Origin of the sequence: Halobacterium sp. KA-4, from assembly GCF_021028995.1 — an archaeon.
GTDB lineage: Archaea > Halobacteriota > Halobacteria > Halobacteriales > Halobacteriaceae > Halobacterium.
On the sequence record NZ_JAJJZG010000017.1, the window covers coordinates 43125 to 60369 of the forward strand.

Below are 17245 nucleotides of genomic sequence, written 5' to 3' on the forward strand. Positions count from 1 at the left end.
TGTTGGGCTTGTTCGCTGTGAGTGCTCGGGAAGATGCGTTTCTTTTGCTTGACCGATTCGGAGTTGTTGGTGGTGCTGGCGCTGCTTTACGCGTTGGATTCTCAATGATTCCAATCACCGGCAATAATCACTGGTTTGGATGGGTGGTTCCGAGACGATTCACCGCTGAGCCGTCGCTCACCCCGGGTTGTTCATGGTCCTACACCTGATGTAGCGGCAAGCCATGGGGTGAAACAGCGACTAGCCGAAAATTTAGCCGACATGGCTCTGGTTTTGCGTCTATACGCTTTGAAGTTGGGTAGTGAACGAAACACCCACTCGCCGAGACGCGTTGCGGATGCTCGGCGTCGGTTCCGTTGCGTCGCTCGCCGGCTGTTCTAGCATCCTCGGTGGCGGTGACAGCCAGAACTCGATCCGTATCTCCGGCGGTGTCGGCCCCCTGCCGATGGTGCAGGTGTGGGCGGAGCAGTACCAACAGAACAACGAAGTCTCCATCGACATCTCCGGCGGCGGCACCGGCGTCGGCGTCTCCGACGTACTGAACGACCAGGTCGACGTCGCGATGATGGGGCGCGCACCCACCCAAGAAGAGCGCGAGCAAGGCCTCTTCGCGGTCCCGATGCTCCGCGACACCGTCGTCGGCTCGGTCAACCCGGAGAACCCTGTTCTCGACGCGATTCAGGAACAGGGCCTCTCCCGGGCGGACCTAGAAGCCATCTTCACCCGTGAAGTCACGACGTGGGGCGAAGTCGTCGATGCCGAGTCCGACGCCGAGATTACGGTGTACGGGCGGTCGGACGCCTCCGCGGCGTACAAGAAGTGGGCAACCTTCCTCGGGGACTACACCCAAAGCGATCTCTCCGATCAGAGCGACGGGAACTTCGACGGCGACCAGCAGGTCGCACAAGCCGTCGGCCAGGAGCCCACGGCCATCGCGTTCAACAATATGAACTACGTCTGGGACTTCGAGACGGGCAAGCTCTCGGGGAACGTCCGCCCGGTTCCCCTCGACCTGAACGACAACAACACCCTGGACGAGGACGAGTCCTTCTATGGCTCTCGCGACGAGTTCCTCTCCGCGGTCGAGGACGGCACGTATCCGGCGCCGCCCGCCCGCGAAATGTTCCTCGCGTCGAAGAACGGCTTCGACGACACCTCGAAGCAGTTCGTCGAGTGGGTCCTCACCGACGGTCAGTCGATGGTGCGGGACAACGGCTACGTGCCGCTGGACCAGAGCCGCCTCGAAGAGGCCCAACAGAAACTCGAAGACGGGGCCTGAGAACCCTAGATGAGCAACGAGAGCACCAAACTGCGCCGACGGTTGGCCGTCGAGGGGGCGAGCAGCGTCTGGTTCCGCGCTGCGGGCTACTTCGCCGTTCTCGTCTTCGTGCTCATCGGGGCGACACTCGTCTGGCAGTCCCTGCCCATCCTCTCGCAGTACTCCCTCGTTGAGTTGCTCACGTCCGCGACGTGGGATCCGGCACGAAACCAGTTTGGCTTCATGCCCGCCATCGTCGGGACGCTCGCCGTTTCGGGGATTTCGATGGTTATCGGGGCGCCGATAGCGATTCTCACCGCCATCTACCTCGCCGAGTACGCTACTGACCCGTGGAAGTCGATTATCTCCTCGTTCGTCGATGCGTTGGCGGCGATTCCGGGTGTCGTCTTCGGGTTAGTCGGTCTCATCGTCGTGGTGCCGTTCGTCAGGAACTATCTCGCGCCGGCGTTCGGCGCTGACAGCGCTGGACAGGGGATTCTCACCGCGAGTCTGGTGATGAGCATTGTCGTGACGCCGTTCATCGTCTCGCTGACCGTCGAGTCCCTTGAAGCGCTCCCCCGCGAACTCCGTGAGGCGACGCTCTCACTGGGCGCAACAGATTGGGAAGTGACGAAACACGTCCTCCTGCGAGCGGCGGGGCCAGGCATCCTCTCGGCGCTCCTGCTGGGCTTCGGCCGCGTGTTCGGGGCGACCATCGTCCCGGCGATGCTCATCGGGAGTCAAACTGTCCTCCCGGAGAGTGTTTTCTCGCCCGGCCAGACGCTTACAACAGTCATCGTCAACGACTTCGGCGAGTTGATGTCGCTGCCGCTGACCCAGTCAGCACTCATCTTCGTCGGCCTGCTGTTGCTCGTCGTCGTTTGGCTGTTCAACTTCGCTGCGATGCTGTTGCGGCGGCGTCTCGAACGGAGGTGGCAGTACTAAATGGATCGTTACACCGAACAACGAATCGTCGACGGTCTCGTACGTGCCGCAACGGCAATCGTACTCGCCGTGCTGGCGCTGGTTGTCGGCGTGACACTCGTCCGCGGCGGCGGCGCACTGCTCGCCGACCCCTCGATCGTCGTTACGCCGCCCGGCTCAACGTACATGCTCGACGGGACGGGTGGCTTCCTGCACGCGGTTCTGGGGAGCCTACTCATCGTCGTGCCCGCCACGGTTATCTCGACGGTGCTCGCGATTTCGACCGCGATATACCTCCAGTCGGACTACTCCAGCAAGCGGTTCGCGGAGTACGCCAACCTCTTCCTGAACGTCCTCTGGGGGACGCCTCCCATCGTCTACGGCGTGTTCGTGTTGACAATCATGATCGCGGCGGGTACCCGCGCGAGTATGCTGGCGGGCATCCTCTCGATCACGATCTTCCAGTACCCAATCATCACCCGCTACACTGACGAAGCGCTGCGCTCGGTTCCGACCGAGCTGAAAGAGACCACCTACGGGCTCGGCTCGACCCGCTTCGAAACTATCCGCGTCGCAGCGCGCGCGGCGCTGCCTGGCGTCATCGCCGGCGTCATCATGGGATTCGCCCGCGGTATCGGCGACGCCGCAACGGTTCTGTTCACCGCCGGTGGGAGCACCTCGATGCCCGGTGGCCTGCTTGAACCGGCGACGACGCTGCCGATCCTCATCTTCCAGCAGGCAACCTCCTTCAACGCGGAGGTGCGCTCGCACGCTTACGCGGCCTCGTTCGTACTCATCGTGGCTGTGTTGGCGCTCATCGGTGCGTCGAAGCTGCTCGCTGGGCGGTTCGCCCGGTACACACCTGGAGGCCAACGCGAATGACCGAGAAAGACATCGCCATCGAAACCGACGACCTGCGCGTAACGTACACCGGCGACCAGCCCGTCGAGGCGCTGAAGGGCGTCTCCGTCGGGTTCGCAGAGAACGAACTAACGACCATCATCGGTCCGTCGGGCTGTGGGAAGACCACACTCCTGAAATCGCTCAATCGTCTCCACGACATCGAGCCGAACGCTGAGGTGTCGGGCGACGTGTACGTCGAGGGCGAGCCCCTCTACAACACGGACCGGCCCGTCCCCGAAATTCGGCGGAAAGTGGGGTACGTCCCCCAGAAGCCGACGCCGCTACCGATGTCGATCTACGACAACGTGGCCTACGGGGCGAAACTCCACGACGATTACTCGAAAGCAGAACTGGACGAACTCGTGGAGACGAGCCTCCGGAAAGCGAACCTCTGGGACGAGGTTCACGACCGTCTCGACGCACCCGGTGCGGGACTCTCAGCCGGGCAGATCCAGCGGCTTTGCTTGGCCCGCTCGCTCGCCGTGGATCCGGACGTGTTGCTCTGCGACGAGGTTACCTCGGCGCTCGACCCGATTTCGGCGAAGGAGGTCGAGGACACCCTCGAAACGCTCAAATCGGAGTACAGCATCGTGATGGTGACTCACAGTATGGAGCAATCCCAGCGCATCGCCGACACCGTGGTCTTCCTCTACCTCGGCGAACTCGTGGAGAAAGCCGGCATGGAGAAATTCTTCGAGGACCCCGACAACGAGCGCACCGAGCAGTTCATCGCCGGCGAGACCATCGTCGACACACAGTAGCGATACGACCATTTTTGTGAGTGCCCGGCGGAAGGACTGATATGGCTCTTCATCGATTGACTCGCTCTCGATACGGGCGGTTCTGATGGCTGACTTAGGCTTATCCGCCGCGAAACTCGGCGTTGCACTGTTCCTCGTGGTGTTGAACGGATTCTTCGTCGCTGCGGAGTTCGCCTTCGTTCGGGTTCGTGCGACCTCCGTCGAGCAACTCGTCGAGGAGGGCCGTGCTGGTGCCGGCGCCCTCCAGGACGTAATGGTGGACTTAGACAACTACCTCGCGGTCACCCAACTTGGGATTACGCTCGCCTCACTGGGCCTGGGGTGGGCCGGTGAACCCGCGGTAGCCGGCCTCATCGAACCTGTCTTGGGGTCGTTCCTCCCGGAAACGTTCATCCATCTGGTGGCCGTCGCGATTGGGTTTACCGTCATCACGTTCCTGCACGTCGTCTTCGGTGAACTCGCGCCGAAGACGTTCGCAATCGCCCAAACTGAGCGGATTTCGCTGTATCTCGCTCCGCCGATGAAGGTCTTCTACTACCTCTTCTACCCCGGCATCGTCGTGTTCAACGGCGCAGCCAACGCGTTCACGGCATTCCTCGGCGTTCCGCCAGCGTCCGAGTCCGACGAAACGCTCGGCGAACGCGAAATCCGGCGCGTCCTCGCACAGTCCGGTGAGGAAGGCGACATCGACGTCGCGGAAGTCGCCATGATCGAGCGCGTGTTCGAACTCGACGACACCACCGTCCGCGAGGTCATGATTCCCCAACCGGACGTCGTAAGCGTGGCCGCCGACGCCACACTGTCGGAACTCCGCGACACCGTCTTCGAAGCGGGTCACACGCGCTACCCCGTCGTCGAGGCCGACGACCGCACCCAAGTAATCGGATTCGTCGACGTCAAGGACCTCCTGCAGGCAAGCGAGCGCGAGGGCGAAGGGACAACGACGGCCAGCGACCTCGCTCGTGACATCCTCATCGTTCCCGAAACCACGACCATCAACGATCTGTTAGTGCAATTCCGCTCCGAACACCGGCAAATGGCCGCTGTTATCGACGAGTGGGGCGCCTTTGAGGGGATTGCAACCGTCGAGGATGTCGTCGAAGCCGTCGTCGGCGACCTACGTGATGAATTCGACGTCAGTGAACGCGAACCGTCGATTCGTCGGCGTGAGGACGGCAGCTACGACGTCGATGGAGGCGTCTCCTTAGCCGCTCTTAACGACGTGCTCGATGCAGAGTTTGAACATCCGGCAGTCGAAACGGCTGCCGGATTGGTCCTCAACCAACTGGACCGTGCCCCAGAGGTCGGTGACCGAGTCGAAGTCGACAAGTACGGGTTTGAGGTGACGGGCGTCGACGGATCACGGATTTCGTCGCTTCGAATCTTCGAATCCGGCAGCGACGAGACGAACTAGGTAGCCAGACAAATCCCGGCCAGCAGGAGGTTTCCCGGCCAAAGGGGGAGGGAGGATATTAATCGTTGGATTGGGTTGTCGTCGGTTCTGTCTCCGAAAGAGCGTCTTCGACGGTGTCGATCACTTCTCGGATGTTGAAGTCCTCGTTGGCATCAAGGGCGAACGCGACGCCATGCGTCTCGTTCGTTGGCACAGCAACGTCCAGCATTTCCTGATACACGCGCACTGTCGCCCGTAGCTCCTCCTCCTGATGCTCTTCGTGGAGGACGTGGCCTAACGCCTCGAACCGTAATTCTTCGACAATCTCGTCGACTTGCTCTGGTTCGTATTTCTGTTCAGCCCAGTCTGAACGGAAAACGTGGCCGACGCCTTCTCGGTCGTAATAACTTACTCCGATCATCGCCTCTTCACCCACCTCTTCCCTCAGGACAGCCTCCGTCCGTTTGGCTAACTCCTCCATGCCCACCAAACAATCATAACGAAAGTAAGTGGTTGTGGCCGTCTTGCCGAAATACTGCACGGGCGACTCCGGAGATAGTAACTGGAGTTGCGCGTCCTTACCTCTGGGGCCCTGAGCAGGTCATAGTTCTGTCTAAGAGACCCAAAACACTTAGTGCATAGTTCGCGTACTATGGAATATGTCGAACGCCCCAGCCTCCGTTCAGCCACCGGATGCAGGACATACAGCCCATCGGTTCTTCGTCATCCAGGAGCTACTGGGCACCCCAGAACTCGCGCGGTTCTACACGGACATCCTGATCAACTCCCCAACGACAATCACGGCAGCCCGTGAACGCCAGGACTTCTCCAAAAGTACCGCCTACAAGTACGCCAACATGCTGGAGGAATTGGGCGTCGCGGAGGAGCTGGACGAACACCAGGACGGCTCAGCACTCTGGCGAGCCGAACCTGTGAGTGGCGACTGGACCGATGAGATCACCCTTGAATTCGGCCCCGCCATCATCGCCGTCTACGGGGCAACAAGCGTTGACGACGATCTCGAACTCTACGTTGACCGTCACGGGAAGGCAGCGCTAGCACCGGCGGTGATGGGCACAATCACCTATCTGCAGGGTGAGACGACCCGCCGCGGTGTTGCCGATGATCTCGACATTCCCGCTGTCGAAGCTATTGCGGTCACGCAAGCAATTGAACGAGTGCTTGTCGTCGTGAAGGACTTCGACCCGACGCTCAAGGACGTTACGTTCGATGTGGACGCTCACGAGCGAGCAATCGAGCAGGGTCCGTACCAGCCCGCCGATGAGTGAGGCCCATCCGTCGCCGTTCCCAACAGCGCTTCTCCTAGATACGAGCTTCCTCCGAACCATCGGTGGCACTGACAGCGGAACTGTCACTGTGACGGTTCCACCCTCCGCGGATAACCGGGCGTTCATCGAAGCGTGCGAGGAGACACTCGGAACGGTGTCCATGACTCGCCGCGAGTCGGTCCGTGGCACCGGGTCGATGGGCGACCTTCGATACGATCTGGAAGATATCGTGACCGAGAAACAATTCGAGGCGCTGCAGGCTGGGTTCTTCAAACTAGGTAGCGAGGCGGATTCCCCGCCCCACCGTGGGCGGGGAGGAAGCCGACACTCGCTGCCACAAATCACTAACTACTAAGTATCCTACTCGTCTATTGAAGATCGTGGCGGACGACTACTTGAGACGTACCGCAATCACCCGCCCCATCCTCTCCGACGAACAGAAGCAACTGCTCGACACCACCATCAGCGAGTGGCAGGACGCCTGCAACATCAGCAGCCAAATCGGCTGGCGGACGGGTGAAACGCGGAAAACCTACCTCCAAGACCTCGCCTACGACACGGTGTTGGAGAAGACGCGTCTCGGGAGTCAACACGCAATTCTGGCCACCCACCAAGCCGCAGCCGCACTCGAAGGGGTCGACGAACTCGAGGAATTAGACGAGGAGTACAAGACCTCGCGTCCGAATTTCACCGCTGAGACGGTGAAATACGACACGCGGACGATGACGCTGTTCGACGACGAGACAGTCTCACTCGCAACGGTCGATGACCGGATTCGGTGTGACCTCGCGTTGCCGGATGAGGAAGACGGCTACCAGTACCAGTACCTCGAAGACGAGGACTGGGAGGTCACCGAATCCACGCTTTCTCGGCGTGATGGCGACTACTACTTGCATCTCGGCTTTCGCAAACAGAAGCCTGAGAAACAGGTCGAACGACAGGGCGACGACGAGGACAGGACAGTTCTTGGCGTTGACCTTGGGATCGTCAACATCGCCACCACCTCGACAGCGTACTTCGCGTCCGGTCGGGAACTCAGGCACCGGCATCGGGAGTTCGAGCGGATTCGCGGCAATCTCCAACAGACCGGCACGCAGTCTGCGCACCGCACGATCCAGCAGATGAGCGGCCGAGAATCACGCTACATCCGTGATGTCCTGCATCGTGTGGCCAACGACATCATCGAGGAAGCACTCATTCACGACTGCGAGTACATCGCCGTCGAGAACCTCCGACACATCCGAGAGCGTGCGCCCCCGGTCAAGGAGTTCCACCAGTGGGCGCACCGCCAACTCGTTGACCTCATCGAGTACAAGGCTGACGCGGAAGGTATCAGTGTTGAGTACGTCGATCCGGAGAACACGAGTCGACGGTGTCCGGAGTGTGGCCACACAAGTAAAGGGAATCGCGTCAGGCAGGCGGAGTTTGAGTGCGAGTCGTGTGATGCAACGGCAAATGCGGACTATGTTGGAGCGAAAAACGTTGGATGGCGGTACGTCCGTCGTGGCCTACAGTCGTCGCGGCGGACGGGCGAGGGTCAACTCGCCCTGAAGTCAGGAGTAGTGACGCCGAACCGGGGATTCGTCCCGTCCCCCTAATTGGGGGTAGAGGCCGAGTTCACTGACAAGCCCCGCGCCACCGTCGCGGGGCCGTTGACCGGCTTCTTCGAGGTCCCGCGAGAACACACCGGATAAGAAATTGCCGCGAAGATGGACGTCAGTGGCCCAACCTTCCAGCACCACGTCCGCAAAGGCATTCACCGAATTCTGAGCGTGGTGTTCGAAGCATCCGTTCTAGTTTAGTGGCGGTCAAAGCCGAACTCACCTCGTTCAACCTGCTCGCGTAACCGATCTCTGTGTGGATTTGGATTTCGTGACGCCCACAGCAACAGCTCGTCCAAATCCGGCAGTTCGTAGCCCAACTCAACCATGAGATACAGCTGGATCAGATGAGCATGCCGTTCGACGGCTAGCGAACAGCGACGCCGAGGGAGCCGCGACGCCGACTCGTCGGCGTCTGCGGCGGCTTCGTCCTCGCGCTGTCTTGCCTCAATTGACCGTAACTCATCCACGATCACACGACTCATCAGCAACGAAACCGCCGCCGTAATGATTAGTGCCTCGATGATGTAGGCGTCGGTCGTCTTGATCTCGTCCAAGCCGAACCGCGATTTCAACTCCTTGAACAGCAGTTCAACCTCCCAGCGCGCCCGATAGAGCTGCGCGATATCGGGCGCGCTGTAGTCGTCTTTGCCGAGGTTCGTCAGGTAGAGATGGTACTCGTCGCTCTCCTCGTTGCGCATGCCAACCAATCGGAACGTTCGGGTCGCGCTGGCGCCCGACCCTTGCTTGCGTTCGAACGAGAGTGTGATTCGTACGTCGATTTCCTGTCGCTGCAGGTCGTCGAGGACGGCCTGCAGCGACTCTCCTTCCAGTGGGATGGAGTTACCCCGCCACGTCCGCAGTTCTTCGACGATCTCGAAGTTCGCGTCGTCTTTGACACGAGAGACGAACCAGCCGTCATTCTTGTCGATGCGGTCAAACAGCCAGAAATCGTAAAAGCCCAAATCAAGGAGGATGAGGGCGTCAGCTACCCACTCGCCGGTGGGTAGCTGACTCCGTTCATGAGTCGTCCCGTCGGTTGTGCGGAATCGTGTTGGGAGGCCGGTCGAAAGAGATTCTGTGAGGTGAAGTTTCAGCTCGGCTTGATCGTCGCCAGTTGCTGTGTAGATCTCAGCGGCGTCTTGGTACAGCGAAACGATAGTTGCGTCCGCGATGAGGACGTCTCGAAAGCGTTCGAGACGTCCGTTCAAGTCGGCCCGTCCGGTATCGAGATTCTCGATAGCGTCATCGAGAATCTCTCGAAGGAGTGCAACGAAGCCCGGTTCGAACCAGTCGTGGAACGCCGCGTAAGAGAGTTCGTCGCAGTCAGCCATCTCGACGTAGCGTTCGAGAAACGCTTGCAAAGAGCGGTCTGAGCCAGCAGCGAAGCCGAACGAGAGTGTGTAAAACAGCGCAACGATGTCGAACTTCCGCTCTCGTTGGACGAGATTCGTTGCGCGAGCGCGCTCGCGCAACTCATCGGAGGGAAACGCTCTTTGAATCCGGTCAACAACTACCGAATCCGGTGGCGAGTAAGTCACACTTCCCACCGGGTTCCTCAACCGGGTAGTTGCGACGATATCTAATCAGCAGACAGCGACTGGATTCTCCGCTAAACTAGAACGCATGGTGTTCGAAGATGGGACAGACAATTAGCCATGGAACGAACGTTGCCGGCACGTTCGCCATCTTCGTACCCATGTCCACGAATCACTCACCCTCAATATCCCATCCTCAAATTGACACTACAGTAGGCTACTCTCTACAGTACCTGTCTATATGTGGAATAATTGGCTCGAAATAAGATAATATAGCACCCTCAGTGTGATAGACAAGATTATATTGGACAAGTATACACCCTAATATATGACGTACGAGACACTGGACACCGAGTTGATTAACGCGCTTCTCGAGGATGGCCGCGCGAGCTTCCGGAGCCTCGCAGAAGAACTGGACGTCTCGGTCACGACAATCTCGAACCATCTCAACGACCTCGAAGAAGACGGCGTTATTCAGGGCTACACACCGATTATCGACTACGGGAAGCTGGGATACGACGTTACGGGCATTCTGCAACTGAAGGCCGCAGGCGGGTCACTTCCAGACCTCGCAGACCGCCTTCGAGCGCACAAGCAGATGACGTCCGTCTACGAAGTCACCGGCGACTACGACATCATCGCCATCGGGAAATTCCACGACACCGACGACATGAACCACCACATCAAGGAATTACTCGCGGACGCCGACATCGAAGAATCCTCAACGAGCATCGTGTTGAACGCGGCCGCGGAACACGAACAGTTCGAGCTCGACGTCGAATAGGAGATCTCGAGGAGGCCGAGAGCACCGTATAAGATCTCCAAGGAAGGGTTTAGTGAGCGGCGGCTCGAAGAGTGGGTAACGCGACTCGATGTTGAAGCCCTATATGAGCGACTCAAACGTGCCTGACGACCTCGATGCGAAACACGAGCGCAACCGAGAGCAGCGCATCGAGGCGGTCAAACACTGGGTTGAATACATCAAATCTGAGCCGCCCGAGAAGTGGGGGCCCCAACAGAACGCAGTTGTTGATGACCAGCTCGACGCCGCGCAAAGTATCGACGCCTCGGCAGCCCACCGCCAGCACGTAACAGATGTCGCGGAGGATATCCTCGCAGTGAGAGACGAGTCCGCCGACGAAGCGGAGCGGGATTCCTCAGATTAACTGACCGCTGTAGGACACTACTCAGATTCCTACGCATCGACTGTGATGACCTCGGCGACGATTTCCCGGAGGTCCGTTTTCGAGAACGGCTCGACGTCGACTGTCTCTGCTTCGTTCGTGTAGAAGAGTGTGGCTCGGACGTCGCGGTCCGGATACAGGTCGGTGATGATGTGGTAGTAGACGCTGAGTTGCTTGCGGTACTCGCGTTCGGCGTGACGGCCGCGGTCGGTCTTGTAGTCGATGATGGTGACCGCCTCGGGGGTAATCTGAAGGAGGTCGATGACACCGAACAGCGTCACGCGGCCCGCGTCAGTATCCAACGGCAGCCGCGCTTTCTCTTCGGCTCGGAGCTCGCCTGCGAGCCCGTCGACGAGTGACTGAATGGCTTCCTCGTCGTGATTGCTAGGTTGAACGGCGAGATCGTCGACGTAGTCTTCGGCGAAGTCGTGGACCTGGGTGCCGTATTCGGTCCCCTCTCCGCCGTCGGCGTCTTCGTAGACGGAGTCGTCCATCAGTGAGTGCGGCGAGTATCGGGCTGGCCCGTGCTGCCCGGGAACAGCGACTGAGAGCGTCTGCCTGTCACTCCGGTCGTGTTCGATGTCGCCGATAGCCGTCGGGCCGGGTGTAATCTCGACGGGGAGTGCTTCGAGGAAGGTGTTCGGGTCGCTACCGGCGGTGAAGACGACGTGGTTTTCTGCGCGCGTGATGGCGACGTAGAGGAGGCGACGCTCCTCGTCGTAGTTTCGCCCGAGACACCGTCGGACGACGTCCGTCTTCCAGCTGTCGTAGATGTACGGCGAGCCATGCGCATCGCTGAATTCCTTGCGTTGACGGAGGCCGACGGCGTCGTCGAACATGATTGCCGGACTCGAACTACCACCCGGTGGGAACCGCCCCGAGTTCATGTTTGCGAGGACGACAATGGGGTGTTCGAGCCCCTTCGTCGCGTGAATTGTCTGGACGGTCACGGAGTTTTCACCGGTGCTCGTACTGACTTCGTGGGTGCTGCCGTGCTCGATGCCACGGGTGATGAATCGAATGAGGTCGCCACGGGTCAGCGTCGACGCCTCCCGAATCGATTCGACGGTCTGGAGGAGGACGTCGGCGCGAGCGCCAGTGAAGCCGTAGCGGTCGAAGACCTGACGCATCACACCCCCCAGCGACTCCGTCTCCGCGAGGCCGTCACGGAAGGCAACCATCTGGTCGGGATAGGCGTCCGTCTCGAGGATGTGCTTGATTTCGTCGAGTGTGTAGCCGGCGCGCTCGAGGACTGGTGCCCAGCCGCGGTCGGCGTCAGATTCGAGGATGCGAAGCCACGCGAGCAATAGCTTTGCCTGGTCGGTTCGGAATAACTCGATGCCGCCCTCGTAGGCCATCGGGAGGCCGTGCTCGTCAGCAGCAGTCTGCAGTTCGCGGCCGAAGTCTCGTGTCCGCGTCAATACCGTGATATCACGATACTCGGGGTCGCGCAGCCCACCGTCGTCGTCTTTCACTTGGTACGCCGAGTTCCCGACGATTTCTTGGACTTTCGCGACGAGTGCGTCGTGCTCGTCGTCGGACTGATGGGCTTCGATAATCGTGTTATCGTGGTCGGCCGTCGAATCCAGTTCCACGATGTCCTCGCGAACCGACTCCTCGTCGACGGAGTCGTACTTCGCGGCGGGTGTGACCAGTGCCTCCTCGGAGAACCGGAGAATCGACTCCGTCGAGCGGTAGTTCTGCTCAAGCTCGATGGTGGTGACGTCAGTGGTGTCGTACTGAACTCGTGGGTGGTCCGTGTTCAGGTCCTCGGTGAACTGCGTGAGTCGCTCGCGGAACTCGAGGATGTTCTCCACAGCAGCGTACTGGAAGCTGTAGATGCTCTGTTTCCAGTCGCCGACCACACAGAGGTTCTCGGTGTCCGCCAGCAAGAGCGTGAGTTTGAACTGAATCTCGCTTGAGTCCTGGAATTCGTCGATCATCACGTACTCGAACCCGAGGCGGTCGCGTAACTGGTGGTCCTCGCACAGCAGGACGAACGCGAACAGCTGGAGGAAGCTGAAGTTCAGATAGTTCCGAGCGAGCGCGAACTCCAGATACTCGAAGTAGAGATCGTGGACGAACGCCTTCAGTGCCTCGCGGTCGTCCTCGAAGACGAGTCTGGCGACCGCGTCGGGAACTTGCTTCCCATCGCCGCGAAGCTCGTATTTCGGCGGGGCGTCCGGAAGATAGCACTTGTCCTTGCCATACTGGTAGAGCTTCGACCGGAGCCGCGACTGTTTGCTCCCGCCGTTCCGGGGTTCGTTGAGATCGTCGAACTGACTTTTGAACGCCTCGAAGTCACCGTCGAGGTGGGATTCGCCATCCCGGTACCAGCCGTCGCGCGTAGGGAACACACCCTTCGCTGCGAGTTCGGTGATGAGGTCCAGCAATTCCGCCGGGTTCGAGACCACGCGCAGGAACTCCGCGTATTCGGGGTGGTCGTCGCTGAACTGCTCGAAGAACTCGCCGAACAGCGCCTCCTCGACGATGTCGTCCTCGATGATTCGAGTGGTGCTCGGAATGCGGTCGTCGATCCCCAGTCGCGTGGGTGCGTCGAAGCCGTGCTCTTGGAGGAGGTCGTGACAGAGGCTGTGGAACGTCTGAATGGGGGCGTCCGCGAGTTCCGTCATGCCGTAGTCGCAGTGCCGGACGATACGGTCTTTCATCTCCGTCGCAGCGTTGTTCGTGAACGTCAACAAGAGGATGTCCTCCGGCGACGCTGTCGTCGAATCGAGGATGTTCGCGTACCGCCGCGTCACGGCGAACGTCTTTCCGGTGCCAGCGCCCGCGTCGACGAGATACGTTCCATCGATGTTGGTGATGAGCTCCCGCTGCTTCTCGTTCGGCGTCGGGTCGCCGGTGTCAGTCATCGTGAATCCTCCAGGAGGAGATCGCGGTGGTCGACGCGGCGGTAGTTCGGCTCCTCGAGCAAGTCTGTGACAGGAAAGCGTTCGTCGCCGGCGCGCCGCTCGTGGAGTTCCGTGAGTCGTTCGTCGACGAATGCTTCGAATGCGTCGAGGTCGTCCTCGAAGTAGTTCCCGTTACGAATGCGCATCAACTCCCGTAGCGCCTGCTTGCAGCCGTTTCTGACGTACTTGTAGTCCCCGACGGCCTCGACCATCCGGTCGACGAGCGCGTCTCCGAACGGTGACTCGATGAGTTCGTCCCGGTCTCGCGTTGCGGGGAAGTCGGCGTCGTCGAAGACGGCGGCGTAGTCGGCGTACTCGGCTTTCGAGAAGGTCTTCTGGCAGTCGTTTGCGCCGTCGTCGCGGAGGCGTTCGAACGTTGATTGCTGTCGGACGAACTCGACGTACGGCGTCGGATAGTACGTCACGCTCGTGAGTGTGTCCGCGAGATCGCCCTCACCGCGGACGATGTCGTCGAGGTTCTCGAGGAAGTGCACGAAGACGAACTCCAGTTGTTCGCCGGGCTGTTGGGTTCGCTGGTACGCGAGATACAGCAGCGCCTGGAAGTCCGGTGTGTCCGAGAGGTCCTCGATAGCGGAGTTTTTGACGACCTGGCGCGCGGATTTCTTCGCTCCGCTCTTGTAGTCGACGAGCCGGCCGGGTGACGCCACGAGGTCGATTTTCCCCTTCACGCCGAGGTCTACACTCTCGAACCACTGTTCGGTCACTGTCGCCCCGACTGGCCGGTCGAAATACGCTGCGAACGTGTTCTCGTCCACGTCTTGGCCATCCAGCACGAGGTCGCTGGCGGCGGGCGCGTGCTCGTTGAGGTACGTGATGACGTTCTGAATCCCGGCCTCGTAATGCGTTCGGTGGACCGCTCGGTCGACGTCACGGACGAACGGCGACATCTCCTCGAGCATCACGTCGACGAACGTGTCGAGGTCCTCGTCTGCGACGACGTCAGGGTGATGCACGTAGAATTCGGCGAAGTCGTGGAACAGGTTCCCCTTCCGGAAGAAATCTCGGTCGGGTGAGTCGACGAGGCGGTCGAAGAAGTAGTCCCGCGGCGAATTCACGTACGTACTCAGGCTGGACTGACTGATAGTCGCCGGCTGCTCGGGCCCGACAGATAGCGGACTGGCGTCGAACCCCGCGTCGGTGCTAGTCTGAGGTGCTGTGTAGCGTGCGGCGTCGAGGTCACTGAACTGCGTGAACGACTCCTCAAGCAGTTCCTCGAAGTACAGACAGGGGGTGACTGGCTGGCCGCCAACCGTGTCCCGAGCGAGATAGTACTGGGCTTCGCCGTTCTGCAGGAGCGCTTGGAACCGCTGGAGGTGGCGCTCGAACTCCGCTTGACGGTCGACCCACGGACGCTGTGGCGGGGTTTGGGTCCAATCATCGTCGAGCCCGAGGTAGAACACGAGCGGGCGGTCGACGGTCGTCGCGGACTTCGCATCAGCCAGCAGCACGCCCTCGTGTTCGCGATCGAGTGGCACGTCGTAGGACTGCAAGTAGAACTCCAAGTCGTCGACACGCGCCTCAGTAACTGACTGTGAGGCGAGCCCCAACGTCACCAACTCCTCGTGGAACGCACTGAACTCGCCGTCATCGAGCAGGGCACCGAATTCCGTGAGCGCCCTCTTGAACGTCCACTCACCGTCGCGAATCGTCGTGCACCACTCGACGAACTCGTCGAGGTCGGCGACGTCGAGCTGGTGGAGGCGTTTCTCGTCGTGAGTCGTGCCGACGTCGAAGTCGAGGCGTTGGAGGACTGGCTTCACGTCACCGACACGGACGTCACCGCCCCGGAATGCGGTTCGAAGGAGTCGAAGAAACGTCCGGTGGTCGGGCTGGTCGAGAAAACCCGGGCCGCCATAGAAGGGAATCTCTGCAGCGTCGAGCGCGGATTCGAGGAGTGTCGAGAACTCGCTACCGGCATCGAGCACAACCCCGACGTCGTCGGCGTTCTCCGCGGTGATGGTGTCGAGAAGCGTCGCGATGATGTCAGCGGAGGTATCGAACAGGTGGAACGGCGGATACTCGAAGGAATCGTCGGCGAACCGGCCGACAGTGTCGAACTCCGCGGGGAGGATCGACCGTTCGAGCTCGGAGAGCTGCGGGTAACCGACGACAGCGACCTCGAGGTCGTCGTCGATGGTGTAGTCGGTGAGCGCTCGCGACGTGGTTTCGAGGTGCTCGACGTGCTCGACGGCCCGCCGGACGGCAGGCGTATCGAACTGGTCGTAGTCGAGGATGGCGTCCGGGCGGCCGGTGTACTCCCAGCAGTGGATGATTTCCTCGCCGAGGTAGGCGGCTTGCTTCCAGGAGAGGTCGGTCTCCGAGAGGAGTTCGAGGAAGACGGTCCGTTCCTCGTGTTCCTCACGTCCCCCAGCAGCCAGTCGGCGTGGAATCGTCGCGAAGTCGCCGAGATGTGGCCTGTCCAGGTGCCGGTTCAGACCGTCCGCGAGCGGCGCGTCAGGAACGACGACGAGGTCGTACGCTTCGACCTCGTCGTAGAGGATTTCCAGAGGTTTCGCCCGCTGTATTGTCACGCCCTAACTCTGCGATGACGACAGCATAAACTTGACGCAGACTCCGAAGCCATCGCTGGACCGTTCGTCGTCCCGCCGGATTCGAGCGGTCATTTGGGTTCGCTGATGCGACGAAATCCCCAACTATAGGGGTGCGCCACCGAGAAGAGAGGGTATGGCTGGGAATCGCGTGACGGTGTCGTTGGACGAGGAGTCGGAGGCTGCGTTGGCGGAGCTCCGGGAGGAGAGTGGGGAGAGCCGGAGTGAGTTGATTCGACGCGCAATCTCGTTTTACGCGGCGAACTTCGAGTCGGCGACGGCGACCGATAGTGGCGACCTGCAGACGTACTACCAGATGCTCTCGACCGGCGAGCACGTCCTGCTCGACGTCGATTTTCTGCACGCGTTCCTCGATTACGTTGATCCGGAGGATCGAACGAACTCTGACTTCGCCGACCGCATCGACCAGATTGCGGAGTATCACGCGCAAGAGTACGCTGACCGTTTCGACTCGCTGGGGGAAGTTCTCGAGTGGCTGTCGCTGTGTGGGTTCTTGACCGTCCGCCAGGTTGAGGGTGACGAGGGTGTCATAGAACGAGTAACACACCAAAGAGCAGGGTGAACGCTGAGGTGGGATGAGTTCAGCGACCCTGCAAGATGATCCTTCGGTAGAGTCCTTCTTCAATGTCGCGGAGACGGAGACGCTAGCGTTGTTTGAACACCTATCCTTCGAGTTTCTCGAAGAGTTCGACGTGTTCGCCCCGGCGCAGACGGGGCGAACACGAGAACACGAACCACCAGAGCTGATGCGTGGCTTCCTCCATTGCTACTACAAGGACATCTACGGCATTCGTCCCGTTGAACGAGAGCTTCGGAACACGGTCGTTTGGCTGAGCTGTGGCTTCGATCGACCGCCGTCGAGAGACGCGGTAGATCGTTTTATCACCGACC

At 60.3% G+C, this 17245-nt stretch carries 15 protein-coding genes and 1 pseudogene; 12 read left to right on the top strand and 4 right to left on the bottom strand.

The window, feature by feature from the left end; genetic code table 11:
- Positions 1-301 precede the first annotated feature (301 nt).
- From LPA44_RS14630 to LPA44_RS14650, 5 genes are all read left to right on the top strand, one after another.
- Positions 302-1279 carry a PstS family phosphate ABC transporter substrate-binding protein gene (locus tag LPA44_RS14630; protein ID WP_230890267.1) on the top strand — a complete coding sequence of 326 codons (978 nt, stop codon included), beginning with the start codon at positions 302-304 and terminating at the stop codon, positions 1277-1279.
- Between the two features lie 9 nt (positions 1280-1288).
- Positions 1289-2203, top strand: coding sequence for a phosphate ABC transporter permease subunit PstC (gene pstC, locus LPA44_RS14635; RefSeq protein WP_230890268.1), 915 nt, complete (start codon positions 1289-1291; stop codon positions 2201-2203).
- Positions 2204-3064, top strand: coding sequence for a PstA family ABC transporter permease (locus LPA44_RS14640; protein WP_230890269.1), 861 nt, complete (start codon positions 2204-2206; stop codon positions 3062-3064). It abuts the gene before it with no gap.
- Positions 3061-3846 carry a phosphate ABC transporter ATP-binding protein gene (locus LPA44_RS14645; protein WP_230890270.1) on the top strand — a complete coding sequence of 262 codons (786 nt, stop codon included), beginning with the start codon at positions 3061-3063 and terminating at the stop codon, positions 3844-3846. The genes LPA44_RS14640 and LPA44_RS14645 overlap by 4 nt, the downstream gene beginning before the upstream one ends.
- 85 nt (positions 3847-3931) lie before the next feature.
- The gene (locus LPA44_RS14650; RefSeq protein WP_230890271.1) at positions 3932-5260 is read left to right on the top strand and encodes a hemolysin family protein; all 1329 of its coding nucleotides are present in this window, start codon (positions 3932-3934) and stop codon (positions 5258-5260) included.
- A gap of 58 nt (positions 5261-5318) precedes the next feature.
- On the opposite strand, the gene LPA44_RS14655 is transcribed toward LPA44_RS14650, so the two are convergent.
- Positions 5319-5720, bottom strand: a complete 402-nt coding sequence (locus LPA44_RS14655) for a hypothetical protein (RefSeq protein ID WP_230890272.1) — start codon at positions 5718-5720, stop codon at positions 5319-5321.
- A gap of 178 nt (positions 5721-5898) precedes the next feature.
- Here LPA44_RS14655 and LPA44_RS14660 point away from each other — a divergent pair, with 178 nt between their 5' ends.
- The 3 genes from LPA44_RS14660 to LPA44_RS14670 are packed head-to-tail and all read left to right on the top strand — an operon-like array spanning position 5899 to position 8126.
- On the top strand, positions 5899-6528 hold the full coding sequence (locus LPA44_RS14660) for a DUF7437 domain-containing protein (protein ID WP_230890273.1): 630 nt from the start codon (positions 5899-5901) through the stop codon (positions 6526-6528).
- Complete coding sequence (locus LPA44_RS14665) at positions 6521-6883, top strand: hypothetical protein (protein ID WP_230890274.1); 363 nt, start codon at positions 6521-6523, stop codon at positions 6881-6883. The genes LPA44_RS14660 and LPA44_RS14665 overlap by 8 nt, the downstream gene beginning before the upstream one ends.
- Before the next feature lie 25 nt (positions 6884-6908).
- Positions 6909-8126: an RNA-guided endonuclease InsQ/TnpB family protein gene (locus LPA44_RS14670; protein WP_230890275.1), complete on the top strand. Its 1218-nt coding sequence runs from the start codon at positions 6909-6911 to the stop codon at positions 8124-8126.
- Positions 8127-8326: 200 nt separating this feature from the next.
- Here the strand turns inward: LPA44_RS14670 and LPA44_RS14675 are convergent, their stop codons facing one another.
- Positions 8327-9679, bottom strand: a complete 1353-nt coding sequence (locus LPA44_RS14675) for an IS4 family transposase (protein WP_230890276.1) — start codon at positions 9677-9679, stop codon at positions 8327-8329.
- A gap of 316 nt (positions 9680-9995) precedes the next feature.
- Between LPA44_RS14675 and lrp the strand changes: the two genes are divergently transcribed.
- Positions 9996-10451, top strand: coding sequence for an HTH-type transcriptional regulator Lrp (lrp, locus tag LPA44_RS14680; RefSeq protein ID WP_230890277.1), 456 nt, complete (start codon positions 9996-9998; stop codon positions 10449-10451).
- Between the two features lie 103 nt (positions 10452-10554).
- Positions 10555-10833, top strand: a complete 279-nt coding sequence (locus tag LPA44_RS14685; protein ID WP_230890278.1) for a hypothetical protein — start codon at positions 10555-10557, stop codon at positions 10831-10833.
- Positions 10834-10862: 29 nt separating this feature from the next.
- On the opposite strand, the gene LPA44_RS14690 is transcribed toward LPA44_RS14685, so the two are convergent.
- Positions 10863-13724 carry a UvrD-helicase domain-containing protein gene (locus LPA44_RS14690; RefSeq protein WP_230890279.1) on the bottom strand — a complete coding sequence of 954 codons (2862 nt, stop codon included), beginning with the start codon at positions 13722-13724 and terminating at the stop codon, positions 10863-10865.
- On the bottom strand, positions 13721-16315 hold the full coding sequence (locus LPA44_RS14695; RefSeq protein WP_230890280.1) for a PD-(D/E)XK nuclease family protein: 2595 nt from the start codon (positions 16313-16315) through the stop codon (positions 13721-13723). Before LPA44_RS14695 ends, LPA44_RS14690 begins: the two co-directional genes overlap by 4 nt.
- Before the next feature lie 154 nt (positions 16316-16469).
- Here LPA44_RS14695 and LPA44_RS14700 point away from each other — a divergent pair, with 154 nt between their 5' ends.
- On the top strand, positions 16470-16916 hold the full coding sequence (locus LPA44_RS14700; RefSeq protein WP_230890281.1) for a ribbon-helix-helix protein, CopG family: 447 nt from the start codon (positions 16470-16472) through the stop codon (positions 16914-16916).
- 13 nt (positions 16917-16929) lie between these two features.
- Positions 16930-17245 (top strand): annotated as a pseudogene (locus tag LPA44_RS14705) (IS5/IS1182 family transposase); the annotation flags it as partial.

Bases quoted from the DNA above. Each gene is read 5' to 3' on its own strand.
- pstC (WP_230890268.1), top strand. From the start codon at position 1,289: ATGAGCAACGAGAGCACCAAACTGCGCCGACGGTTGGCCGTCGAGGGG.
- LPA44_RS14640 (WP_230890269.1), top strand. From the start codon at position 2,204: ATGGATCGTTACACCGAACAACGAATCGTCGACGGTCTCGTACGTGCC.
- LPA44_RS14645 (WP_230890270.1), top strand. From the start codon at position 3,061: ATGACCGAGAAAGACATCGCCATCGAAACCGACGACCTGCGCGTAACG.
- LPA44_RS14650 (WP_230890271.1), top strand. From the start codon at position 3,932: ATGGCTGACTTAGGCTTATCCGCCGCGAAACTCGGCGTTGCACTGTTC.
- LPA44_RS14655 (WP_230890272.1), bottom strand. From the start codon at position 5,720: ATGGAGGAGTTAGCCAAACGGACGGAGGCTGTCCTGAGGGAAGAGGTG.
- LPA44_RS14660 (WP_230890273.1), top strand. From the start codon at position 5,899: ATGTCGAACGCCCCAGCCTCCGTTCAGCCACCGGATGCAGGACATACA.
- LPA44_RS14665 (WP_230890274.1), top strand. From the start codon at position 6,521: ATGAGTGAGGCCCATCCGTCGCCGTTCCCAACAGCGCTTCTCCTAGAT.
- lrp (WP_230890277.1), top strand. From the start codon at position 9,996: ATGACGTACGAGACACTGGACACCGAGTTGATTAACGCGCTTCTCGAG.
- LPA44_RS14685 (WP_230890278.1), top strand. From the start codon at position 10,555: ATGAGCGACTCAAACGTGCCTGACGACCTCGATGCGAAACACGAGCGC.
- LPA44_RS14690 (WP_230890279.1), bottom strand. From the start codon at position 13,724: ATGACTGACACCGGCGACCCGACGCCGAACGAGAAGCAGCGGGAGCTC.
- LPA44_RS14700 (WP_230890281.1), top strand. From the start codon at position 16,470: ATGGCTGGGAATCGCGTGACGGTGTCGTTGGACGAGGAGTCGGAGGCT.